Origin of the sequence: Bradyrhizobium sp. 164 (genome assembly GCF_023073715.1) — a bacterium.
In the GTDB taxonomy this organism is placed as follows: Bacteria; Pseudomonadota; Alphaproteobacteria; order Rhizobiales; family Xanthobacteraceae; genus Bradyrhizobium.
In genome coordinates, this window is sequence record NZ_JADPKA010000077.1 from 1 (window position 1) to 22,325 (window position 22,325).

20 protein-coding genes are annotated in these 22,325 nt (G+C 61.1%); 10 read left to right on the forward strand and 10 right to left on the reverse strand.

Annotated elements, in window-relative coordinates; genetic code table 11:
- Positions 1 to 627: 627 nt before the first annotated feature.
- Positions 628 to 1,464, reverse strand: coding sequence for a tetratricopeptide repeat protein (locus IVB01_RS24440; protein ID WP_247416722.1), 837 nt, complete (start codon positions 1,462 to 1,464; stop codon positions 628 to 630).
- Between the two features lie 1,287 nt (positions 1,465 to 2,751).
- On the opposite strand from IVB01_RS24440, the gene IVB01_RS24445 reads away from it, so the two are divergent.
- The 4 genes from IVB01_RS24445 to IVB01_RS24460 are packed head-to-tail and all read left to right on the forward strand — an operon-like array spanning position 2,752 to position 4,652.
- The gene (locus IVB01_RS24445) at positions 2,752 to 3,099 is read left to right on the forward strand and encodes a helix-turn-helix transcriptional regulator (protein ID WP_247279756.1); all 348 of its coding nucleotides are present in this window, start codon (positions 2,752 to 2,754) and stop codon (positions 3,097 to 3,099) included.
- Positions 3,100 to 3,112: 13 nt separating this feature from the next.
- A complete protein-coding gene (locus tag IVB01_RS24450) occupies positions 3,113 to 3,583 on the forward strand; it encodes an ArsI/CadI family heavy metal resistance metalloenzyme (protein ID WP_247279757.1) in 471 nt (156 codons plus the stop codon).
- 2 nt (positions 3,584 to 3,585) lie between these two features.
- A complete protein-coding gene (gene arsC / locus IVB01_RS24455) occupies positions 3,586 to 3,969 on the forward strand; it encodes an arsenate reductase (glutaredoxin) (protein WP_247279758.1) in 384 nt (127 codons plus the stop codon).
- Entirely contained in the window at positions 3,969 to 4,652 is a 684-nt protein-coding gene (locus IVB01_RS24460) for an MIP/aquaporin family protein (RefSeq protein ID WP_247279759.1), read from the forward strand. The genes arsC and IVB01_RS24460 overlap by 1 nt, the downstream gene beginning before the upstream one ends.
- A gap of 581 nt (positions 4,653 to 5,233) precedes the next feature.
- Here IVB01_RS24460 and IVB01_RS24465 read toward each other — a convergent pair.
- The 3 genes from IVB01_RS24465 to IVB01_RS24475 all read right to left on the reverse strand — a co-directional run bounded on the left by IVB01_RS24465 (position 5,234) and on the right by IVB01_RS24475 (position 7,775).
- Positions 5,234 to 6,046, reverse strand: a complete 813-nt coding sequence (locus IVB01_RS24465) for an alpha/beta hydrolase (protein WP_247416717.1) — start codon at positions 6,044 to 6,046, stop codon at positions 5,234 to 5,236.
- A 176-nt stretch (positions 6,047 to 6,222) separates the two neighbouring features.
- The gene (locus tag IVB01_RS24470; RefSeq protein ID WP_247279761.1) at positions 6,223 to 6,666 is read right to left on the reverse strand and encodes a cache domain-containing protein; all 444 of its coding nucleotides are present in this window, start codon (positions 6,664 to 6,666) and stop codon (positions 6,223 to 6,225) included.
- A 158-nt stretch (positions 6,667 to 6,824) separates the two neighbouring features.
- Positions 6,825 to 7,775 carry a LysR family transcriptional regulator gene (locus tag IVB01_RS24475; RefSeq protein WP_247279762.1) on the reverse strand — a complete coding sequence of 317 codons (951 nt, stop codon included), beginning with the start codon at positions 7,773 to 7,775 and terminating at the stop codon, positions 6,825 to 6,827.
- Between the two features lie 117 nt (positions 7,776 to 7,892).
- Here IVB01_RS24475 and IVB01_RS24480 point away from each other — a divergent pair, with 117 nt between their 5' ends.
- Together IVB01_RS24480 and IVB01_RS24485 are read left to right on the forward strand one after the other, a co-directional pair.
- Positions 7,893 to 8,882: a tripartite tricarboxylate transporter substrate-binding protein gene (locus IVB01_RS24480; RefSeq protein WP_247449747.1), complete on the forward strand. Its 990-nt coding sequence runs from the start codon at positions 7,893 to 7,895 to the stop codon at positions 8,880 to 8,882.
- Positions 8,882 to 9,493: a protocatechuate 3,4-dioxygenase gene (locus IVB01_RS24485; protein ID WP_247279764.1), complete on the forward strand. Its 612-nt coding sequence runs from the start codon at positions 8,882 to 8,884 to the stop codon at positions 9,491 to 9,493. Before IVB01_RS24480 ends, IVB01_RS24485 begins: the two co-directional genes overlap by 1 nt.
- A gap of 296 nt (positions 9,494 to 9,789) precedes the next feature.
- Here the strand turns inward: IVB01_RS24485 and IVB01_RS24490 are convergent, their stop codons facing one another.
- Positions 9,790 to 12,741 (reverse strand): BTAD domain-containing putative transcriptional regulator, encoded by a 2,952-nt coding sequence (locus IVB01_RS24490; RefSeq protein WP_247279765.1) that lies wholly within the window; start codon positions 12,739 to 12,741, stop codon positions 9,790 to 9,792.
- Between the two features lie 211 nt (positions 12,742 to 12,952).
- Between IVB01_RS24490 and IVB01_RS24495 the strand changes: the two genes are divergently transcribed.
- On the forward strand, positions 12,953 to 13,243 hold the full coding sequence (locus IVB01_RS24495; protein ID WP_247279766.1) for a hypothetical protein: 291 nt from the start codon (positions 12,953 to 12,955) through the stop codon (positions 13,241 to 13,243).
- Between the two features lie 343 nt (positions 13,244 to 13,586).
- On the forward strand, positions 13,587 to 13,976 hold the full coding sequence (locus tag IVB01_RS24500; protein ID WP_247449744.1) for a hypothetical protein: 390 nt from the start codon (positions 13,587 to 13,589) through the stop codon (positions 13,974 to 13,976).
- A gap of 306 nt (positions 13,977 to 14,282) precedes the next feature.
- On the opposite strand, the gene IVB01_RS24505 is transcribed toward IVB01_RS24500, so the two are convergent.
- The 4 genes from IVB01_RS24505 to IVB01_RS24520 form a co-directional block, all read right to left on the reverse strand.
- A complete protein-coding gene (locus IVB01_RS24505) occupies positions 14,283 to 14,708 on the reverse strand; it encodes a DUF4440 domain-containing protein (protein WP_247279768.1) in 426 nt (141 codons plus the stop codon).
- Between the two features lie 368 nt (positions 14,709 to 15,076).
- Entirely contained in the window at positions 15,077 to 15,445 is a 369-nt protein-coding gene (locus IVB01_RS24510; RefSeq protein ID WP_346659348.1) for a YccF domain-containing protein, read from the reverse strand.
- A 188-nt stretch (positions 15,446 to 15,633) separates the two neighbouring features.
- Positions 15,634 to 17,178 (reverse strand): acyl-CoA synthetase, encoded by a 1,545-nt coding sequence (locus IVB01_RS24515; RefSeq protein ID WP_247279770.1) that lies wholly within the window; start codon positions 17,176 to 17,178, stop codon positions 15,634 to 15,636.
- A gap of 125 nt (positions 17,179 to 17,303) precedes the next feature.
- Entirely contained in the window at positions 17,304 to 18,113 is an 810-nt protein-coding gene (locus IVB01_RS24520; protein WP_247279771.1) for a crotonase/enoyl-CoA hydratase family protein, read from the reverse strand.
- Between the two features lie 105 nt (positions 18,114 to 18,218).
- On the opposite strand from IVB01_RS24520, the gene IVB01_RS24525 reads away from it, so the two are divergent.
- Complete coding sequence (locus IVB01_RS24525) at positions 18,219 to 19,091, forward strand: SDR family oxidoreductase (RefSeq protein ID WP_247279772.1); 873 nt, start codon at positions 18,219 to 18,221, stop codon at positions 19,089 to 19,091.
- Between the two features lie 223 nt (positions 19,092 to 19,314).
- Positions 19,315 to 20,892 carry a fatty acid--CoA ligase gene (locus IVB01_RS24530; RefSeq protein ID WP_247279773.1) on the forward strand — a complete coding sequence of 526 codons (1,578 nt, stop codon included), beginning with the start codon at positions 19,315 to 19,317 and terminating at the stop codon, positions 20,890 to 20,892.
- 113 nt (positions 20,893 to 21,005) lie between these two features.
- Here the strand turns inward: IVB01_RS24530 and IVB01_RS24535 are convergent, their stop codons facing one another.
- Positions 21,006 to 22,280 (reverse strand): acyl-CoA dehydrogenase family protein, encoded by a 1,275-nt coding sequence (locus IVB01_RS24535; protein ID WP_247279774.1) that lies wholly within the window; start codon positions 22,278 to 22,280, stop codon positions 21,006 to 21,008.
- Between the last annotated feature and the right edge of the window lie 45 nt (positions 22,281 to 22,325).

Genomic DNA, 22,325 nt, shown 5'->3' on the forward strand with positions numbered 1-22,325 from the left:
ACAGTTGCTCCCCGGGGAGCGATGCACTATTGCCCCCGTCGCCTTGCCGATGGCTGATGCCGCGGTCCGGTTGGGCCGCTCACATCACCGCAAGACTTGACGCACAGACCCCGGGCGTCAGGACCACACGCTTTTGCCGTCCGCGGACGTCCCTCCCACCCATTCGGAAGCTCGCGCGTGCTCGCCCCCGAACTCGAAAGGAAACGCTGTGACCGCGCCGTGTCGATCCCGCGGATCGCGATGGCTCACAGGCTTAGCCCGCCCTGCCACCTCGTCACGCGCCGGCGCTGCCGCGTCCATCGCATCCCGGCCGACGTATCGTGACGATCGCGAAACGCCCCTTTGACGGGCCGGGATGTTTTGCGATTTACCCGAAAATACGAATTCGGTCAATCAGAATTTTTCCGCTCTGCCCCTTGACTTACATGTGGCGTGATTTGCCCGCCCGGCAAAGCGAGTAATTATGCGAAGGCGTTGGAGCGCGTCCGCCTTGGCAGATGGAAGAAGGATGAACGCATCGTCACAACCGCCTTCGCATCGGCCGGAAGGCTGCCGGCCGCCGGTCGTCGACCAGCAAGGAATCCCGGCATAGCGATGGCAAGGACGCTGGCGTTGGGAAAGCAACCATCATGACGTACCTTCCTTGTATTGGCCTAGACGAACATCAGCGTGACAGAGGAAAAAACGCCAAGTCCCAGCAGGCGGATCTTTGGGGCTTAGGCGCAAAGCGATCTGAATCGGAGAAAACGCTTCGGCCGCGCGTCCCGCCGTAACAAGTACGATCCCCTTGGATGCATACGCGACGGGCGAATTAGGATCTATTTCCAAAGCTGCGTCGTATTCAGGTAAAGCTTCCTCAGGATTCCCGTAGTTCAGAATGTTTCCCTTGGCTACGTGCGCATTTGCGATCGCTGGGCGTTTTGCAAGAGCTTGATCTATTAGCTTGATCGCCCTCTTCTTGTCCTCGACTACCGATGATGACCATCCGTAGATCACGCCATCCGCTATGCACAACGTCTTGCCGATCATTGCATCTATGTTGTCCGGATCGAGGCGCAGTGCGCTGTCGAACAAGTCGTTTGCCTCTGCATTCGTCAACTTGGTCCGTGGGCCATAGCGCTTCGCCCAGCCGCGCATGCTGAAATCCACAGCGTCTGGATTGGTTGGTCTGTCCATTTGGCTGCGCCGGCTTTCGGCTTGGATGAGTTCGACGTTGAGAGAGCGGGCGAGCCGAGCCGTGACCTGCTCCTGTAGGGCCGTAAGATTTGACCGATCGCCGTCAAAGCGGTCCGACCAGACGTCGCGACCAGTCGACAGGTCGGAAAGTGATACGTTCATACGGACCCGATCTCCGGGCCGCTGCACCGCGCCCTGTACCGCCCATCGGATACCAAGGTCCTTGCCGAGCGTCTTCAAATCGACCTGCTTATTCTTATAGGTGAAAGCCGTCCCGCGACCGATCACGAACGTCAAACTTCCAGCAACCAACGACTGCCGCAATCACGATACGGCCGATGAACGAGGGCAACGTCCCGGAGTTCCTTCGGCTAATGCGAGGGATCGTCAGCTTTGAGCGCGGTGAGAACTTCAGCCTCACCGAAGCGGAGCTGCTTCGCCGTGGCTTCGGCGAGCGCCCTGAGTTTGGCGCTTACGTCGCGGATACGGGGCTAGGGTGGCTTGCTGGAAAGGCGGTCCACTACGAAATCCCGTTCATGCATACTCTGCGACCGCTTTTGATGCTGAAGTGGCTCTATGTTGAACCCGAGTGCCGAGGCGGCCGCGTCGGTCAAAGGCTCATGCGCCAAATGGCGCTACATGCGCGTACAACAGGGCACAAGTGCTTCTGCTGGTTCGTGCTGAACGACAATGGTTGGCGCAATCATTCTACCACGGTCTCGGTGCGACGGAGAACCTCGAGTGGCGGCGGTGGATCATGCCGTCCAACGCCTTGAACCAACTCGCGGACAGCGCAGATTGACCATCTGCTAGCAAGCCTAGAACACTGCCATCGCTACCGATCAGCGGCGATGCGGTCGAGACTCCCTTAATGGCCAGAGGACGCGGATGACGGATGCGCACACGTTGACGAAGTCGGCTTTGGGCAAAAAGCAAGAGATGGGCGTCGGTGGGAAAGCTCTAGCTTCCGTACGTTGGCCACGCATACATGAGCCAAATGCCGGGCAAAAGATCGATCGAACAACTGCGTTGGAGTTGCCTTGTCATTGCCGACAAGCGCACGGAAGAACACGAGAAACAGCAGGATCGCATAGACCGCCAGGTTCAGGAGAGAGAGAGTAATTCATCAAATGCTGGGCACCGAGCGCGAGTGCAGCCGGTCCGATCAGCTGAAAGAATGCGGTGAAAACGCCAAGGACTAGGCCAGCAAGCAGGCCGCCCAGCGTGGAAAGTACATGCACGGCCCCGTTTCCCTTCTTTTGCCTTCTCAGCTAGTCTAAAATCACTAAGTTCAGTGCATTGCTACTTCATTTCGCTCTCGAATGCCCATGTCTGCAGTGGACATGAGCCATCGCCCAGCACTGGGTACTTTGAGGCCCGCTTTCGCGACGTGAGATGACCGCTTTGGGTCAACCTCTGCCGTGGCAGCCCGGCAATCGTCTGTTGCCTTCCGACACCCGACATTCACCTCTCGTTGTTGAACGGCAGCCTCGGGCCAGTAGCGGCCCTCGCAGTATTTCAGCAATTACTGAAATATCCTTGACATTAACCAATCATTTCCATATTCGTTGAAATATGAAAAAGAAGGATGTTGTAGCAGCCCTAGCTGCTCTCGCTCAAGATAACCGGCTTGATGTATTCCGGTTGTTGGTGCAGGCCGGGCCAGAGGGAATGTCGGCCGGTGCGGTGTCAACGGCTCTCGACCTCGCGCCAAATACGCTGACCTTCCATTTGGATCGGCTAAGGATGGCGGGGCTTGTCACCGTGCGCCGCGATGGCCGCTCGATGATCTACGCTGCACAATTCGAGACCATGAATGAACTGCTCGGCTATCTCACCGAAAACTGCTGTGGCGGCACCATCGAATGCACGCCCGCCGTCGCCTGTAAGCCTGCGCGCAAGCGCGCGAAGGTCCCAGCCTAGAAGGAGTGATCCCATGAAACGCCTGCATGTTCACGTCGCCGTTGATGATCTCAGCCAATCGATCGGCTTCTATTCGGCGCTGTTCGCCGCCCAACCCGCTGTCGTCAAATCCGATTATGCAAAGTGGATGCTCGACGATCCGCGCGTAAACTTCGCGATCTCTGCACGAGGCCGGGAAGCTGGCCTTGATCATCTTGGCATTCAAGTCGAGGACGCCGAGGAATTGCAGGAGGTCTATACCCGCCTGCGCACCGCAGGCGGCAATGTAATTGAGCAAGGCCAGACGGCATGCTGCTATGCCAAATCTGAGAAGTCATGGATCGATGACCCGGCTGGCATTGCTTGGGAAACGTTTCTGACGACCGGCGAAAGCATCAACTACGGAGATGGCTCGGGCGAGAAAGAAGCCCGCATCGCGCACGAGAAGCAGAGCGGCGCGCGCTGTGCGCCCCAGCCAACGGCTAAAGCGTCGGCGTGCTGCTAATCATGGATGTCATTATCTACCACAACCTGGATTGCGGAACCTCGCGCAACACGCTTGGCATGATCCGCAATGCGGGGATCGAGCCGCACGTGATCGAGTACCTGAAAACACCTCCGGCACGTGCGCTGCTCAAACAACTGATCGAGCGCATGGGTGTGCCCGTGCGGTCGGTACTTCGCGAGAAAGGCACGCCGTTCAATGATCTCGGTTTAAACAAGCCGAACCTTACTGATGATCAGTTGCTTGATGCGATGATGGCGCATCCGATCTTGATAAATCGTCCAATCGTGGTTACGCCGAAGGCGGTGCGCCTATGCAGGCCTTCGGAAGCCGTCCTTGACCTTCTCCCGGCCCAACGCGGCGGTCAACGATCTTCGGCAACCTGATGCCGACGCTTGCACAGCGCGCCTTCGCCGAATGGTTAGGCACGGCGTTCCTGTTAGCGGCCGTGGTCGGCTCGGGCATTATGGCTCAAAACCTCGCGGGCGGGAACGTCGCGCTCGCGCTTCTCTGCAACACTATACCGACCGGCGCAATCCTCGTTGTATTGATCCTAATCTTCGGACCGATCTCAGGCGCACATTTCAATCCCGCTGTCTCAATTGCTTTCGGCCTGCGTAGGGAACTGTCGTGGCCTGACGCAGCGCTTTACATCGCCATGCAAGTCATCGGCGGAATGGCGGGCGTCTGGGCCGCGCATCTGATGTTTGACCTGCCGGTATGGCAATTCTCGACGACTGTGCGCTCGGGAGGCGGGCAATGGTTTGCGGAGGCGGTCGCGACCTTCGGACTTCTTCTTACGATTTTCGGTTGTGTTGCGCGAGCGTCGTCGGCGATACCCTACGCTGTCGGTCTCTACATCACCTCGGCTTACTGGTTCACGGCCTCGACTTCATTTGCCAATCCTGCCGTTACTATTGCGCGGGCTACGTCTAACACGTTCGCGGGAATTGCTCCCGCAGGTGTGGTCGCCTTCATCGCGGCGCAGTTAGCCGGGATGGCTACGGCGGTGATTGCCGGAAAATGGCTCTGGGATGAAGGTAGCGACAATAATCGCGAGCCACGATGAGGCGCGAGGTCCGGTTTGGGTCAAAGGCTGCCTTGGCCCGCTCGGATCGCCTTGTTCGGGTCACCTTTAGTAAGCGGACCTCGCGGCGCGCTCAGCTGAGGTCGGCACGGGGCAACTTGCGGACTTCGTCATTCCAATTTCGGTGCCGATAGCTATTCCACGGCCTTGCACAGTCCTTTTTCTTGCCAGCCGTGATCGTGTGCCCGATTGACCCAAGGTTCCCGCGTATCGTGCAGGACGAGCGCCAATGCACGCCGTTCGACAGTGCCCGTGGCGGTCGGCTTGTGCGGGACGTTCGCGCGCACAATGACTGGCTGCCTCCCGGTCGGCCGATTTGCCTGCCCTCTGGCGTCTCCATGCATCCTTCGCCTTGTACGACGTGAATCAGCTCTGGTCCGGCGTGACGGTGAACCGTTGTGGTTGCACCGGGCAGCATGATCGCCTCAGGGCCAGTAGCGGCCATCATCGTTAACCGAAAGGATGCCCGAAGTTTACGCGGCGTGCCGCAGTCCCGCACGACAATGCGCGAACGGCGCGCGAAATGAATTCGTCCGCCGCCGATGATCGTTAATTAGACGCGACTATTTCAGTCCCTTTACAAACGCGAGGATTGTATCTGTAAGAGTCGTGTCTTCCGTATTCACTGAGTAAATTTCCGACATGTGGCTATGGCCTTTCAGCACCGCAAACGTTTGGCAGTGATTGTTAGCGCACATCGCAGCCTTCAGAGTTTCTGCTTGGTCGATGTAGTACGGAACATCAATTTCTCCGCGCACGACTAACAATGGCAGCTTTGATTGGGCCAAGCCATTTAGCGAGGATCGCTCCCGCCACAATTCGGTATCCGCGCCGAAATAAGATTTCTGCCCCGCCACTTCGATTTGGGGGCGAAGGTCATATGTGCCGGACACAAGTATTGCACCGACGACCACGGGCACGGCTGCGCGCGCTAGGTAACTGCCGACGTGCGATGCCCCGGCAGAGTGCCCCATCAGAAAAATGCGGTTTGGATCGCCCCCGTAGTCCCGGATTTTCTCCTTTGTCCATGCCACTGCCGACGCGACATCGTCCGCCGCCGCGGGCCAGGGATAGTCGGGCGCGAGCCGGTAGGTCATGTTGACTCCGACCATCCCATTCTTCGTCGCCCACAACATGACATTGTCATAGTAGGGGCTTGAGCCGGCGCGCTTGTCGCCCCTCTCATATCCGCCGCCGTGAACGAAGATGAGAACGGGACGAGCCTCGGCGGTCGTTGCCCGAAACACGTCCAGCAGATTTCGCTCGTGTTGGCCGTACTTGATGTTTCGATCGACTGTTACGTTTTCATACGGCTCTTTCGCTTGCAGCGGCGCGTACAACTTTCCCGTTTCGGGAGCATTTATCACAGCGCCCATTGCCTTAACCGCCTCAGCTTTATCCGGAGGCATTGGACCCGCCGAGGCTGACTGAAGGCTGAGCAACGTGGTTGCAATGGCAATAGACCGACGCATTTCCGACACCTCAAAATGGATTGCAGGATAATCTTCTTGGAAGGCAGGACCCTCAGCGCAAAATCCAGACGGCACTCGACCTATGGTGAGTACCCTACAAGACAAATGTATCCCGCGATTTTGGTAACGAAAGCGACCTTCGAAACGGGTGTTTTGTCAGCACCGGGACGTGGCGATAGATAGCTGACTTCTGAAAAAACTCCCTCTTGGGCGCGAGCCAGTTCTTCCCCATACGGCTTGCCCGAGGCGTCTTTACTATCCTTCTGAACAAGGCCGAGGCGCGCACGGTTGGGATTGGCCACCATCTTGCCGTCCGAGCCCGCGCAGGTCGGATACAAGTCCCGGTCGCTGAAGCTCGGGTCGCTCTTATTGATTTTTTCGATTGTTGCAGCCGGGTCGGCCTTAATGCCGGAGACGACCCTTTCAAGCATGGCGCGCGCCTCACTTGCGGTGCCGTACTGTTGACCAATGGCTGCTTGGATGAACAGGACTGAGGCGACGCCAGAAAGAATGATCCTAATCATCGTTCGCCCCCGACTAAGATAATGAATTCAATCCCTTTCCCTTCGCAGCTTCGAATCGGCCTGTCGAGATGCAAATTTGTGCTTGCGCTGCGCGTTTGATGGCGACTGGTAAAGTCCGCTGTGGGGCCATTAGGAAGTGCATCGCCTGAATTTACCGGTCAGGGTGTTCGCTTGCCAGCGAGCGGCTTGGCTATCTCCAGCGCGCAGTCTATGAATAGCCGCCGCGCTGGATTGGGAGTTCGGCCCTTCAGCGTGATGATTCCGATCGGCCACATCTGCGCAGGCATTTCGACAGGCAAGATTTTCATCGACAGCCGCTTGGCGCTGAAATGCAGCATCGATGCCGGAAGAAAGCTCAGGAAGCGCTCCGATGACAGCAATGCCGACTGCATCAGAATCGAGTACACGGTCACGCTGGGCCGCGGCACCTCGAGTGCGGACGCGTGAAATGCATTAGCAATCCAGCCGCCCGGAAAACTTTCGCGCGGTGGCAGGCACCAGCGCTCGTTGACCAACTCGGCGAGGCGGATCTTGCGCCGCCGCACCCACGGATTGTTCAAGCCTGCAACGACGACGCCGCTTTCGTGCAACAGCTCCCGCACATCGGTGTCAGCAGCCGGCGCCGGGCTCGGCAGCCGTCCGATCATCAGATCGATATCGTGGTTGCGCAGATGCCGGTCCTGAAGCTCCGGCGGTTCGCCCTCGATGATATGAAGCGCGAGCCTCGGATATTGGCGGGATAGCCGATCGATGATGGCAGGCAGCAGGCCAGCCATCACAGGTTCCGTACTGCCGATGCGCAATTCGCCGGTTGTCGGATCAGCCAGCGCTTGCAGCTCGTCCACGCCACTTCGCAAATCGTTGCTCAGGGCGATGCTACGTTTGAGCAACGCCTCGCCATAGAGCGTGGGCGCCACCCCGAGACGGCTTCGCTCGAGGAGCGGAAGGCCAAGCGTTTGCTCGAGGCTCGCGATCATCTTGGAAATGACGGGCTGCGAAATGGCAAGGTGCTCGGCCGCCTTCGCCATGCTCCCGTGCTCGACGACAGCGATGAAGACATTCAGCTGCCGCAGCTTGATACGCTGACTAATCTGGGATGCGTCGAACATGCGACCCTTTCCGAAACGGAATAGAAGGATCGGAAAATAGAACTTTCCATATATAGGTATCAGGAACAAGCTGCAAATCGATAGTGACTTCTCACTTGCGAGCTTTGGAGCAGCACCATGTCGGAGATACCGTACTTCCGCCTGCCCCGTCGCACGTTCCTGCTGGGGGCCCTTGCAGCATCGTTGTCGGCCCGTCAGGTCGCCGCGCAAACCTATCCATCCAACCTCATTCGAATTGTCGTCCCGACGAGTGCCGGCACGCCGCCCGACATCATCAGTCGCCTGGTGGCCGATGGACTTGCGGCCAACGAAGGTTGGCGGCTCGTCGTGGAAGATCGGCCGGGCGCTTTGCAAACCATCGCAATGAATGACGTAAGCGGCCGTCCGGCGGACGGCTACACGCTGCTCACCATGAGCTTGCCAATGATGGTTACTCCGACCCTGCTTCCGAAGGCAGAGACACGACCCGACGCGGATTTCGATCCGGTCGTCAAGATATCGACGTCCTACACGGTGCTCGTCACCACGCCATCGTTGCCCGTCAATTCCCTGCCCGAACTGGTCGCGCTGCTCAAGAGCAAGCCCGGAAAACTCAACTTCGCGTCCGCTGGCTTCGGCACACCTTCGCACCTGATTGGCGAGATGTTCGCATTGCAGGCCGGCGTGCACGCCACCCACGTACCCTATCAGCAGTTTTCGCAGGCTATCGCCGATCTGATCGGCGGCAACGTTGAATACATGTTCGTGACCACGCTTCCGGTCATCGACCTCATCGAGACCGGCAAGCTGCGCGCCCTCGCCGTCGCCGCGCCTGCGCGGATCGCCGCCCTCAAGAGCGTTCCCTCGGTGGCCGAAGCAGGCTTTCCAGATCTCGTGACGGCCGATTGGATCGGCTTTGCCGCCAGGCGAGGCACGCCCGCGGAGATCACCTTGCAGCTCAACAAAGCGATCAACAAGGTTCTTGCTGAGCCTAAAATCCGCGCTTCGCTCGACAAGATAGGAGCCGTGCCCGTCGGCGGCACCGCCGCAGAATTTGGCGATGGAATCCGGTCCGATGTTGCCCATTGGGCCAAGATCGTCAAGGACGCGGACATCAAGCTACCCTAATGAGCGATGCCGGACCCAAAGGCCGGACGGGCCGCCGCGATGAAGCAGCATTTGCGATCACGCCGCCGCAGATCGTCGGCCCGTTCTATCCAATTCGGGAACGTCCCGACCTGGCAACCAATCTGGCGCGCCCAATGGGCAGCGCCGCCGAGGCGCAGGGCCAGCTCATCTATGTCAGGGGGCGCGTGCTCACTCCTTCTGGAGAGCCGGTGTCGCATGCACTCATCGAAATCTGGCAAGCAAACGCTGCAGGGAAATATCGTCATCCGAGCGATATGAACCCAGCGCCGGTCGACCCCAATTTCAAGGGTTTCGCGCGCCTGACCGCAGACGCGTCCGGCTGCTACAGTTTTCGTACGATAAAACCGGGCCGCTATCCGACGGCAGAAGGCGAAATCAGGCCGCCGCACATTCACCTCACCGTCGACGGCCAGTTCGATCGCCTGGTAACCCAGCTCTATTTCGCTGGCGAAGCCGAAAACCTGACCGACCGCTGGCTCAACGCGGCTCCGCACCCCGACCGACTGATCGTCAACTTGCAAGAGCCGCCATCCCACCTCGAGAAGCACGCGATGGTCGCGGATTTCGACATAGTCTTGGCCAGCGGATGATGGCGGTGTAGGAGGGCTTCCAAGTCAGGCTTCGGGTCAACATCTGCCGTGGGAGTACCGCCCTACTCCAGTGATGGGGGTCGCGACCTCTGGGCGCAACGGGACTGCGACAGTCTCATACAGCTCTCGCATTCTGCGCCACACTGGCAGGTCCGCTCTGGGGTCACATGCTGAAGCGAAGAGACTTCACGGCCCTAATCCGCTCTCCAGCTGAAAGCAGACGGTCGTTGGATGGTCGGGCGAGGCAGCTAAGGGCCATCAGCGGCCATTCATTCCTGACCAATCCGCCGATAGACTTATCGACATTCGGCATTGGATGCACCCCTCGCGGCCAGCGCGTGCTGGACCTGGTTTGCCGCATAATCGACCATCTCGCGGTGAGCCATCGCCGCACCATGCCGCTTGGCCTCCGCGAAGGCGGCCTCGCCCATCACATCGCGAACGCGGGCGAGAGTGTCGGGCAACTCCTGGAAGAAGCTGGTGGACGGGATCATTTGGGAAAGGGCTCCGCTAAGCGTGGCCGCGACCGTCGGGTGGCCGAGCCGCTCAAACAGCAAAATAAGGGTGGCGGTCGTGAGGGTCGCAAGACCTATCTCTGTTGACTGGCCCCAGATCTCGAGCATTCGCGGCAGGGTTCGCAACGTCTTGACCGGATCGCCGCTCCGCACCTGCAACTCCGCGACGGCGGGGATGATGACGATCTCCCAGTAGCGATTACCGGATGTCCTTGCATGAGCAAGGGCCATCTCCAACGCATCCAGGGCACACCTTGGGTTGGCCTCGCTAAAGGCTCTTCCCTTGGAAAACAGCGCCGCGATGAGCGAACTTGGCGTTCGCGCGGCCGCAACCTTGTCAACGATGTCGTCGGCGATCGCCATCGCCTCGTCATGCGCGCCGGCCATCGCCAGGTAAAAAGGAAGCGTCGCCAGGCATTGCCGCTCGCGTCGGTCCGCCGGGTGCTCGGCGCCGGCACGCGCAAACTTGACAGCGCTTTCGGCATTGCCCTGTCGGGACGCAATCATGGCCAGAACAGAGAACGCCCAGACTGGCGGGTCGAAGTTGGCATTGCCTATCAGCGCTGTCGCTTCCTCGGCGTAGAGCGTCGCCTCTTGAACACGTCCCAGGTTCCAGGCCCTTTTTGCTGCATAAGTCAGCAGGGCGCCGAGCCGGCGATGGCCGGCGCGTCGTGCCGCATCGACGATCTCCGTCGGCCAATTGAGCGGTTCGCTGCGCACGCGGAGGACCGCCATGCTCGGGACCCTGGATGCGATCCGGGCCGCAACATCGATATCATCTTGGCTGCTCGCCCACCGAAACGCCGCGCGCAAATTGTCCACTTCCTGATCGAGCCAGACATAAGCCATCAATTGCTGCGGGCTTCGCCAAATCCTATGGTGCGTCTCAGCATCCTCCGCGAAAAATTGCGCATGGCGGCCCCGAAAGACCTCTGTTTCACCCAGCATCGCGAGCCGCTCCTCGGCAAACTGTCTGATGGTTTCGAGCTGGCTGTAGCGAACTGCATTCCCGACCCGTTTGGCGCTGAGCAGCGATTTTCGTACCAGTGAGTCCAGGAGATAGAGAACATCGGCGGCCGCGATGTCGCCGCCGCTACAGATGCGCTCGGCAGCCTCCAGCCCGAAACCTCCGGAAAATACCGATGCGCGCGAAAGCACGGCCTTCTCGGATGGCGACAACAGGTCATACGACCATTCGACGGCGTGGCGCAGCGTCTGATGTCGCTTCAAGACGTGTCGCGACCCGCTGGTGAGCAGACGGAAGCGTTCATGCAGGCGATCGCGGATCTGAGTGGGACTCATTGCCCGCGTTCGGGCTGCTGCGAGCTCGATGGCCAGCGGAATGCCATCAAGGCGGCGGCATATTTCACAGATCGTGTCGGCGTCACCATTGAGTTCGAAGTGTGGCTCCACGAATCGCGCGCGCTCCACGAACAGCTCCACCGCTGGCGCATCGATTCCGTCGCCGCACTCGAGGGGAAGCACCGGGTAGGTCCGCTCGCCGTGGACCATCAGCGTCTCCCGGCTGGTCGCCAGCAGGCTGACATGCGGGCATGTTGACAGGATCTCCCGTGCAAGGCCGGCTATCGCATCGATCAAGTGCTCGCAGTTGTCGAGAATGAGAAGCAGGCTCCGTCCGGCAAGCGCATTGGCGACGCTTTGCTCGATCGTCTTGCCGGGTTGTTGTGTGATGCCGAAGACGTCGGCGACGGCGTGACCGGTCGCATTGGGATCATCGAAAGCGGCAAGCTCCACCAGCCACGTGCCATCCGGATAGTTGTCACGCATCGTCGCCGCAAGCTGGAGGGCGAGCCGTGTCTTGCCGATCCCGCCGGGGCCGGTCAGCGTGACCAGCCGCGCGCTGGAAAGTATCCGGCCGGCTCTGGCGACATCTCTGTCGCGGCCCAGAAAGCTTGTTGCCTGGACGGGGAGATTACCCGGCGCGGCATTCGCATGCACCGATGGCGGAATGCTTCTGCTCAGGCCTTCCGTGTCGGGCACTTGATCGATCCAGCCGACCGCACCCTGTGGCACCGAACTACATATCGCTGAGGCTTTGGGCTGCGTACGGTTCCACTCTCGCAAGAGATGGCGCTGCAATGTCTTGGTCTGCGCGTCGGGCTCAATTCCCAATTCCCTGGAGAGCAGTTCGGCGCAGGTTCGATACTGGCGGAGCGCCGCGCCCTGTCTGCCCTGCCGGGCATACAGCCCCATCAGGGTGCGATGAACACGCTCTTGCAGGGGATCTGCGGCAAGCAGGCGGGTCGCAATGTGAATGCCACGTTCGATCACTCCTGCGGACAGGTGATGATCGAGCAGCTTCGCCATGCCTTCCAAGGCGAGTTCACGGAATCGCTGACGTTCCGCCGCTGCCCAGCTTTCAAATTCTGGTGCCGACACCTGAAAGCCGTCGAGGAATTCGCCACGATAGAGTCCGATGGCCCGCTCCAGGTTTGCCACGCCCGGCTCCGCGATAAGCTCCTCGAACACCCTTGCATCGATTTCGAGGGCGGCCGGCTCAAGGCGGATGGTGTCCTCCTGAGCGACCAATGCGGTAGGACAGATGTGCGACAAAGCCTTGCGCAAAAGGCTCAGCGCCTGTCGCAGACTGTCGCGGGCCTGCGCCTCATCGTGGTCGCCCCACAACAGCGCCGCAAGCTTTGGTCGCGCCTGCGGGTCGTCCGGGTGCAGTGCCAGATAGGCCAGCAGGGCTGTCGTCTTCTTGGTGGCCAACGGGATGGGCTCTCCGGTGTCCGTTTGGAGCCGGAAACTGCCAAGAAGTGCGAGGTTTGCCTTCGCCATATCCGCCGGCCCTGTACTCAGGGTGCAAAAAGACCCGGTCCGACGATTTTGCGAATTTATCACGCGCGCGCCGACAGGTCCATTGCGGCGGGTCGGTAGTCTACTCGCGAGGTCAGGGCCACCATTACCGATGGAGATTACGATGTGGAATCGCTTGTCGCTTGCCGCCGCCGCAGCCCTCGTGATGGGAACAGTCGGAGCCAATGCTGCAGAACTACCGACGTATGAAGTCCTGGGCTTTTCGATTACGCCGCACCAGTTCGTGATATTGGGACCGGCCAACGCGCAACAGGAAACGCCTGCGGCTGGCATATCCGCGCCGGTCCTGATGCCGCGCCAAGGGGCACGCGATGAGCGGACCGCCAGCAGCGGAGGACGCGCGATTACAGCGCTGGCCCTCTCTCCCGTTGTTGCGATCGACCCCACGCGGTAGATCGCGCTGTCGCGTGGTGGCTGATCTCCAGCAGCCACCGCGCGGCAGTCGCACTTCGTGATATCGCTGCGCTCCTTGCCGGCGAGCGAACGGAATGGGCGGACTATTTCCGAGATTTCAAGCCCGATGCCTTGAGGTCGTCCGAGGCAGGCATTTCATACCGGCGGTTCCACCGTCCGTCGAAGCAGCTGATCGCAACCTGTACACCCAGGAGCGTAGTAAGAGACCCGCTCCGCCCAAACCATCACTGCCGCGTGAACGAGACCGATTTGCGCGGCCACGAAGCCATCCCGAAACAAACTCGGCCTAGCGTCCTCACTGACCTGCAAAAGGAGCGACGGCCATGATCGGCGCAACTTGGAATCGCAAAGGACGCAAGCTCGTCATCGCAAATTCCCTGGCCGCTGCGGCTGCTTTATTGGTCGTGGCCGCTGCTCCCCGGCCTGTCTCGAGTGCCGCCCTCGGCAGTGAATGGCAATGTAGCAGGTCGGCGTTTGTTCTAACGACGTGCCGTCCAGCGTCTGAAGATGATGTGACGCGAAAGCCGCTGGCTGAAGCAAAGCCGCTGGCGGAAGCGCCGAGCTTAAGCGAACAGACCGGCGCCGGCTGGGGTGAACTTCACGTAGGTGTCACTCTCGTGCAACTCGAGCCAGCCTCGCTCGATCGCGAACTTGAGGCCGGCACGATACTCCGCTGCCGTGGCCTTATCGCCGAAATAGGAACAGGACGTTGAACTTCTCGATGTAATTCCGGCCACATGGACCGGCCCCGTTGTGGACCCGCGCCGAGACTTTCTCGGTCTCGTGCGCAGATAGCAATGCGAGTCATTAATCTCATACCCGCTTGAGTTACGTTCCGAGCCCGCGCAGGCTCGATTTCAATTGCGGAGTTGACCGCGCTGCAACGGAGCGAGGTCCGCCCTGGGTCAAACTGCGAAACTCAGGATGAGAAAATCTGGTCCGCTCTGCCGCAAAAGCCGGACCTCCATGACACGAGCCGTGACTTCGCCCAATAACGGACACGTACGCCTACGGGCGGCCTACTTGCCCTCGTTCCATATGTCGGTGGCGAGCTTCCAGTCATTTCCGACCTTTTCCCAAACAACGACGTACTTCCCAGTCACTTCCTGCGGTGTCGGCCCTTTGGTCTTCAGAGCAAACGTGCCGATCTCGCGTGCCGCCGAAGGGCCGAGCGACTTCACGTCAACAGTTGTGAGCTTCGGGTCGCCGACTTGATCCGCCATGCCTTTCCACATTACTTCGATGGCTGCTCGGCCCTGCACCAACGAGGAGCCGGGCGGCATCGCGATCGCATCAGCGGTATAGAGCGAGCCGATACCAGAGAAATCGCCCTTGTTGAAGAATTCAATAAATTTGGTGTTGATCGCTTCAATCTCGGGCTTCTGAGCCAAAGCCGGAGCCGCCAGCGAGACCACGAATACCATCACCAGTACGATGTTGCGCATGATCGTCTCCAACTCAATGTACGATTCGATTGCAGCGCGGGTGTTGCCCACAGCGGAGGCGTCGAATGCCACATCCCAGACCGGGTTTGACAAAACAGCAACTCCGGGGAATTACCGTAAGAAATATTGACGAACTGAGTGCGACGTGGCGCCCTAGCCAACTCGCTCGGTCCTGAGAGCGACGAGAGTGATTGCTCCTTGCCGTGGCGGCCCGCGCGGACGAGATGACGCGCCGTATCGCCAGCGTCGATGCGGAGCGAACAGCTTCCCATCTTGGTTCACGTCCGAGTTGCGTCATCAACCGACGAGGCCCGCAAGCTGGGCCACTTCCGCTCTGCCGCCGGAGGCCGTCGTTGACAGGTCCATGCCTAAGCCGGCACGACCACCTTGCCGATCGGCCACAGCGCGATGCCTGCGAGCTTCAAATGCGCCCAGGCGAAGGGGATGCCGATGATGGTCACGGCGAGAACCAGGGCGGTGAGGAGATGGCCGAGGGCCAGCCACCAGCCGGCGAGCACGAACCAGATGATATTGCCGATCACCCCGAGCGGGCCGGTGCCGATATCGCTCATCCCGGTGACCTCGTCGCGCCGCACCGCCTTCGAGCCGAATGGCAGCAGCGTGTAGACGGCGATGTTGAAGGCCGCCCGCGCCCAGGGCAGGCCGATGATAGTGATGGCCATGATGACCGCGGCGATCAGCCAGCCGAACGCCATCCAGGCGCCGCCGATGAGGATCTAGAGCAGGTTGAGCAGGATGGAAACGGGAGCCATGGGATGATCCGAAGGTGGATGACGCCATCTATATAGGTTCGAAATCTGTCTCTGCGAAGACGGCTCGATACCCACAAAACGAAGCCCGGCTGCGCGAGGCGACATCCGGGACCTTGGCTCTCACTGTCCCGGGTATCGCCTTGCGCACCCGGCTAGATCTTGCGTCCGGCCTGCTCCCAATAGGGATCGCGCAGGCGGCGCTTGAAGATTTTTCCGGAATCTTCGCGCGGCAGCCCGCTGCGGATCTCGATGTGCTTCGGCACCTTGTAGTCGGCGAGCGAAGCCTTCAATCGCGCCCGGACCTCGGCGGCCTCGAGCGTGATGCCGGCCTGCGGCTCGACCACCGCCATCAGCGCCTCCCCGAACTCGGCATCGGGGATGCCGAACACGGCGCAATCATGCACGCCAGGCACTGCGTGCAGCACGGATTCGATCTCGGCCGGATAGATGTTGACGCCGCCTGAGATCACCATGTCGCGCTTACGGTCGCAGATGAAGACGTAACCGTCCTCGTCGATGTAGCCGACATCGCCGGAGGTGATGAAGCCATCGCGGTCGATCTCGGCGCGCTTCTCCGGCTTGTTGTGGTAGGTGAAATCGGCCATCCCGGCCATGCAGGAATAGATCTCGCCGACTTCGCCCACCGGAAGCACGCGGCCGTCATCCCCGATGAAGCGCAGTTCCGCGCCGGGCGAGATCCTGCCGACCGTGCCGGGCTTCTTCAGCGCATCCTCCGAGGTTGCGAAGGTGACCGCGCTGGACTCAGTCGAGCCGTAGAATTCGTAGATCACCGGTCCCCACCATTCGATCATGGCGCGCTTGACGTCGGCCGGACATGGCGCGGCGGCATGGATGACGTGGCGCAGCGAGGAGACGTCATATTTCCTGCGCACCTCTTCCGGCAGCTTCATCAGGCGGATGAACATGGTCGGCACCATGAAGATGGTGTCGATCCTGTATCGTTCGATGAGTTCGAGAAATTCTTCGGCCTCGAAGCGCGGCATCAGCACCAGTGCGCCCCCGAGCTTGCCGGCGCGGATGCCGAAGGAGTTGGGCGCGGAATGATAGAGCGGGCCCGGCAACAGCGCGCGGGCGCCGGGCTTGAGGCCGTAGATCATCGCGCGCATGCGCTCGCCGGCAGCCTGCTGCTCCGGCGTCGGCGCATTGCGGCGGACGCCCTTGGGATGGCCTGTCGTCCCCGAGGTGTAGATCATGCTCATCGGCTGCGGCACGACCGGGCCGTCATAGGGTTGTTGCTGGGCGAGCCAAGACTCAAAATCGATCGCGAACTCCGGAATCTTCAGATGATCCGGATCGATCTTGTAATTGGACAGGATTTCCGGCGGCGTCGGCACGCTGAGCACGGTGACGCCGTTCGATATGGCACCGCGCAAGGCATGCAGCATGTCGGCATGTCCGATCAGCACGGAGGTGCCGGTATCCTCCAGGATGTAATTGATCTCCTCCGGCTTGAAGTGCCAGTTGATGGGCACGCCATAGGCGCCGAGCCGCATCGCAGCATAGGCGGCCTCCAGGAAGGCGATGTCGTTGCGCATCAGCATGCAGACGCAATCACCTGGCTTGACGCCGAGCTCGGCAAGGCCACTCGCGATGCGGTCGGCACGGTCAGCGACCTCGGCGTGAGAGCGGCGACGGTTGCCGGAGACGATGCCCAGGAATTGAGACGTTTCGCTCATTTGTTCTTCTTCTTGTTCAAAGTCGCCCTCATGGTGAGGAGGCGCAAAGCGCCGTCTCGAACCATGAGAGCCCGTGGCCCATCCCTCGAGACGCCGCTGCGCGGCTCGTCGGGATGAGGTCTGTGTTAATCCGCAAACTTCGGCGCGCGCTTCTCCAGATTGGCCCGCACCGCCTCGGTCTGGTTCGCGCTGCCGATCAGCTTCTGCTGCTCGACGGATTCGGCGAGCAGCGCGGGGCCCGGATCGACCGAGAGATTGTTGAGCAGGCGTTTTGCCGCACGGATCGCGTCGGGACTCTTGCCAGCGATCTCGCGCGCGGCTTCCAGGGCCGCTGCGCGCGGATCGTCGCAGATGCGGGTGGCGAGGCCGTAAGTCATCGCCTCCTGCGCGGAGAAGATGCGGCCGGTGTAGGTGAGATCGCGCAGGATGTCGTCGCGCACCAGGCTTGCCAGGATCGGCGTGCCCGCCATGTCGGGCACGAGGCCCCATTTGATCTCCATGATCGACATCCGCGTATCGGGTGCGAGGAAGCGCATGTCGGCGCCGAGCGAGAGCTGGAAGCCGCCGCCGAAAGCAACGCCGTGGACGGCCGCAATCACAGGCACCGGAAGCTGACGCCAGCCCCACACCGCGGCCTGCGGAAAGTTCGCCTGCCCATGCGTGCGCTTGGTGAGGTCACGATTTTCGCCACCCGGAATTCCGTTGCCACCCTTCTCCTTCATGGCGGCAAAACGCCCCATGTCGAGGCCGGCGCAGAAAGCGCGGCCCTCGCCGGACAGCACGACGACGCGCACGCCCTTTTCCTTCGAAAGCCGCTCGGTCGCAGCGACAAGGGCCTCGAACATGGCCTGATCCAGCGCATTCATCTTGTCGGCGCGCATCAGGCGCACGTCGGCGACGCCGTCCGAGATCAAAATCGAGACGCGCTCTTCCATGGATGAATTCTCCCCTGTTCTTGTTCAGTGCCGCTTTACAGGACGCTGGCGGCCGGATTTAGTCAATCGACCAATTAACTGACAATCCCTACGGGGGAAACACCCATGTTCAAGGAAAATCTTCTGGCCGGACGCCGCATTCTCGTGACCGGCGGCGGCACCGGGCTCGGCAAGTCGATGGCGGCGCGCTTCCTCCAGCTCGGCGCCGAGGTGCACATCTGCGGCCGGCGTAAGATCGTGTGCGACGAGACCGCGACCGAATTGATGGATCTCTATGGCGGCCGCGTCACCAGCCATGGTGTCGACATCCGCAACGCTCTCGCGGTGGAGGAGATGATCGAGACCATCTTTCGCGACGGTCCCCTCACCGATCTCATCAACAATGCTGCCGGCAATTTCATCTCGCGCAGCGAGGAGCTCTCGCCGCGCGGCTTCGATGCCGTCGCCAGCATCGTCATGCACGGCACGTTCTACGTCACGCAGGCGGTCGGCAAGCGCTGGATCGCCTTGAAGCAGCCCGGCAACGTCGTCTCGATCACCGTGACCTGGGTGCGCAACGGCTCGCCTTACGTGGTGCCATCGGCGATGAGCAAGTCGGCGATCCACGCCATGACGATGTCGCTCGCCACCGAATGGGGCCGCTACGGCATCCGCCTCAACACCATCGCGCCGGGCGAAATCCCGACCGAAGGCATGAGCAAGCGGATCAAGCCCGGCGACGAGGCCGGCGCGCGCACCAAGGCGATGAACCCGATGGGCCGAGTCGGCACCATGGAGGAACTGCAGAACCTCGCGGTGTTCCTGATCTCCGGCGGCTGCGACTGGATCAACGGCGAGACCATCGCCATGGACGGCGCGCAGGCGCTCGCCATGGGCGGCAATTTCTACCAGCTCCGGGACTGGAGCGACGACGACTGGAAAGCCGCGCGCGAGAGCATCATGGCGCAGAACGAGAAGGACCGGGCCAAACGGGGATGATCTCCCCCGTGCCCCGGACGCAGCGCAGCGCGCCGCCTTCGGCCTGGTGCGCTGCTGAGCGCCGGGGCCCATCTCGCCGGATGCTGGGTCCCGGCTGAGCAGCGCATCACTTCGTGATGCGTCGCGTTCGGGGACACGAAACCGCGGCTGATTTGTCCCGTCTTGTCTTCACCCGCGGATGACGCCACACTCTGCGGCATAAGAACAAGACGACGGCAGAAACATGCCCACACAGCCTCTGGCCAATCTCGCCGACATGGTGCGCGAGCGCGCGAAAAGCCGCGGCAGCGCCATTGCCTACGAGTTCGAGGGCCGACTCACCAGCTTCGCCGAATTCGACGTCAACACCAACAAGGTCGCCCACGCGTTGATCGCAATGGGCGTGAAGAAAGGCGACCGCATCGCCTATCTCGGCAAGAACAGCGACATCTATTTCGAGCTGTTGATGGGCGCCATGAAGGCCGGTGTGGTGATGGCGCCAGTGAATTGGCGGCTCGCGGGACCCGAGGTCGCCTTCATCGTCGAGGACTGCAAGGCGCCGGTGCTGTTCGTCGGGCCGGAGTTCATCGCGCTCGTTCGCCAAATCAAGGACCAGTTGCCGGGCCTGCGTACAATCATCACCACCGAAGGCGGCGCGCCGGAATGGCAGGATTTTGCGGCTTGGCGGGACACGCAGAGCGGTGACGATCCGAGGGTCCCGATCGACACCAAGGATATCGCGATCCAGCTCTATACGTCGGGTACGACCGGCAAGCCGAAGGGCGCAATGCTCTCGCACGCGAACTTCCTCAATCTGGTACAGACCGGTAATGCCGAGGACAAGCCGGAGTGGAACCGGTGGTCGACCGATGATGTCTCGCTGGTGGCGATGCCGATCTTCCACATCGGCGGCTCGGGCTGGGGCGTGATGGGGCTCTATCACGGCGCCCGCGGCGTGATCGCGCGCGAGTTCGATCCGACCAAGGTTCTGGACTTCTTCGAGCAGTCCGGGATCACGAAGCTGTTCATGGTGCCGGCGGCAATGCAGTTCGTGGTGCGGCAGCCGCGCGCGAAGACGGTCGATTTCTCGCGGCTGAAATACATGCTGTATGGCGCCTCGCCAATTCCGGCGGCGCTGCTGAAGGAGTGCATCGAGGTCTTCAAATGCGGTTTCGTGCAAATGTACGGCATGACCGAGACCACCGGCACCATCGTCGCGCTGCCGCCGGAAGACCACATCGAGGGACTGGAGCGGATGCGCTCGGCCGGCAAGGCACTGCCGGGCGTCGAGATCGCGATCCTGGACGTCGACGGCAAGCCGCTGCCGCCGCGCCAGGTCGGCGAGATCGCGACGCGCTCGGGCTCCAACATGGCCGGGTATTGGAACCTGCCCGAGGCGACCGCCGCTGCGCTTCGTTCCGACGGCTGGCTGCGCACCGGCGATGCCGGCTACATGGACGAGGACGGGTATCTCTATATCCACGATCGCATCAAGGACATGATCATCTCGGGCGGCGAGAACATCTACCCGGCCGAGGTCGAGAGTGCGTTGTGCGATCATCCTGATGTCGCGGAGGCCGCCGTGATCGGCGTGCCTGACGACAAATGGGGCGAGGCGGTGAAGGCCATGGTGGTCATGAAGCCTGGCAAGCAGGCCACAGCCACCGACATCATCAACTTCACCCGCGAGCGCATCGCTGGCTACAAGACGCCCAAGACCGTGGAGTTTCTGCCGGCGCTGCCGAGGAATCCGAGCGGCAAGATTTTGCGGCGCCAATTGCGTGAGCCGTATTGGGCCGGGAAAGAGCGACGGGTGAATTGACCGCGTAGTGCCGTAGGATGGGCAAAGGCGCAAAGCGCCGCGCCCTCCATTCTTCGACGATTGCGGGAGAGGTGGTGGGCACGCTTCGCTTTGCCCACCCTACGGTGCTAGCGCTAATGCTTCCCCGGCCCCATATAGCCGAACAAGAACCCGGCCACCTTCCGCATCTGGATCTCCTCACTGCCCTCGGTGATGCGATAGCGCCGGTGGTGGCGGTAGATGTGCTCGAACGGCTTGTGGCGTGAGTAGCCCATGCCGCCATGGACCTGCATGGCGCGGTCGGCGGATTCGCAGCAGAGGCGGTTTGCCCAGTAATTGCACATGGAGACGCGATCAGAGAGCGTGCGCTCAATCTGCTCTTCGGTGAGCTGGTCCATCTCCCAGGCAGTCTTGCGGATCAGAAGACGCAGCATCTCGGCCTGCGTGGCGAGCTCGACCAGCGGGAACTGGATCGCCTGATTCTCGGCGAGCGCCTTGCCGAACGGCTTGCGCTCGCGGGCATATTTCACGCTCTCGTTGATGCAGTAAACCGCGGCGCCGAGCGAGCTCGCGGCCTGGCGGATGCGGTTCTGGTGCACGAAGCACTGCGCCAGCGACAGGCCGCGGCCCACCTCGCCGAACAGCGCATCCTCGGGCACGAACACGTCCGTGAAGCTGACGCGGGGATGGTCGGTCGGCATGTTGAAGGTCCACATGTACTCCTCGACCTTGACGCCGTCGCTCTTCGCCGGCACCAGGAAACAGGTGATGCCGCGCGCATCGCCGTGATTGCCGCTCGTGCGCGCAAACAGCGCGCAATGCGTGGCAACATGCATGCCTGTCGTCCACATCTTGTCGCCGTTGATGATCCAGCCCTTGACGTTGTCGCGGGTCGCCGGCACCGCGCGCGTCTCCATATGGGTGGCGTCCGAGCCGTGATGCGGCTCGGTTAGGCCAAAGGTGATGCGGTACTTGCCTTTGATCGAGCCGTCGATCATCGCCTTCTGATCGTCGCGGCCGTAGCGGTCGAGCATGGTGACAACGGGGAAATTGCCGACGATGGAATGCTCGTTCTGGAGATCGTTGTGCAGGCCGAGTCCCTTGGCGGCAAAATGCTCGCGGATCACGGCCATCCAGAGATTGGAGCCGTCCTTGCCGCCAAATTGCTTCGGCACCGGAAAACGCAGATGACCCGCGGCGTCCGCCAGGTCCTTGGCCTTGCGCAGCAGCGCCTCCCATTCGTGGCGCGGCAGGCCGCCATTCTCGAAATCGGTGCGCGCCCATTCGCGGCGGTGATCGAAGAAGCGGATGTTGTCATCGGCCTCCTCCAGCGGCTTGATCTCGCGCTCGATGAAACGGTCGAGCTCTCCGAGATAGGCGACGAGATCGTCAGGCAATGAGAAATCCAAGGGTCTCTCCCTCAATGATTTTTCGTTTTGCGTTAAGGCGCTAAG

Excerpts from the sequence above, each read along its gene's own strand:
- IVB01_RS24445 (WP_247279756.1), top strand. The coding sequence starts at position 2,752 with ATGAAAAAGAAGGATGTTGTAGCAGCCCTAGCTGCTCTCGCTCAAGAT.
- IVB01_RS24450 (WP_247279757.1), top strand. The coding sequence starts at position 3,113 with ATGAAACGCCTGCATGTTCACGTCGCCGTTGATGATCTCAGCCAATCG.
- arsC (WP_247279758.1), top strand. The coding sequence starts at position 3,586 with ATGGATGTCATTATCTACCACAACCTGGATTGCGGAACCTCGCGCAAC.
- IVB01_RS24460 (WP_247279759.1), top strand. The coding sequence starts at position 3,969 with ATGCCGACGCTTGCACAGCGCGCCTTCGCCGAATGGTTAGGCACGGCG.
- IVB01_RS24465 (WP_247416717.1), bottom strand. The coding sequence starts at position 6,046 with ATGGGCGCTGTGATAAATGCTCCCGAAACGGGAAAGTTGTACGCGCCG.
- IVB01_RS24470 (WP_247279761.1), bottom strand. The coding sequence starts at position 6,666 with ATGATTAGGATCATTCTTTCTGGCGTCGCCTCAGTCCTGTTCATCCAA.
- IVB01_RS24475 (WP_247279762.1), bottom strand. The coding sequence starts at position 7,775 with ATGTTCGACGCATCCCAGATTAGTCAGCGTATCAAGCTGCGGCAGCTG.
- IVB01_RS24480 (WP_247449747.1), top strand. The coding sequence starts at position 7,893 with ATGTCGGAGATACCGTACTTCCGCCTGCCCCGTCGCACGTTCCTGCTG.
- IVB01_RS24485 (WP_247279764.1), top strand. The coding sequence starts at position 8,882 with ATGAGCGATGCCGGACCCAAAGGCCGGACGGGCCGCCGCGATGAAGCA.
- IVB01_RS24495 (WP_247279766.1), top strand. The coding sequence starts at position 12,953 with ATGTGGAATCGCTTGTCGCTTGCCGCCGCCGCAGCCCTCGTGATGGGA.
- IVB01_RS24500 (WP_247449744.1), top strand. The coding sequence starts at position 13,587 with ATGATCGGCGCAACTTGGAATCGCAAAGGACGCAAGCTCGTCATCGCA.
- IVB01_RS24505 (WP_247279768.1), bottom strand. The coding sequence starts at position 14,708 with ATGCGCAACATCGTACTGGTGATGGTATTCGTGGTCTCGCTGGCGGCT.
- IVB01_RS24515 (WP_247279770.1), bottom strand. The coding sequence starts at position 17,178 with ATGAGCGAAACGTCTCAATTCCTGGGCATCGTCTCCGGCAACCGTCGC.
- IVB01_RS24520 (WP_247279771.1), bottom strand. The coding sequence starts at position 18,113 with ATGGAAGAGCGCGTCTCGATTTTGATCTCGGACGGCGTCGCCGACGTG.
- IVB01_RS24525 (WP_247279772.1), top strand. The coding sequence starts at position 18,219 with ATGTTCAAGGAAAATCTTCTGGCCGGACGCCGCATTCTCGTGACCGGC.
- IVB01_RS24530 (WP_247279773.1), top strand. The coding sequence starts at position 19,315 with ATGCCCACACAGCCTCTGGCCAATCTCGCCGACATGGTGCGCGAGCGC.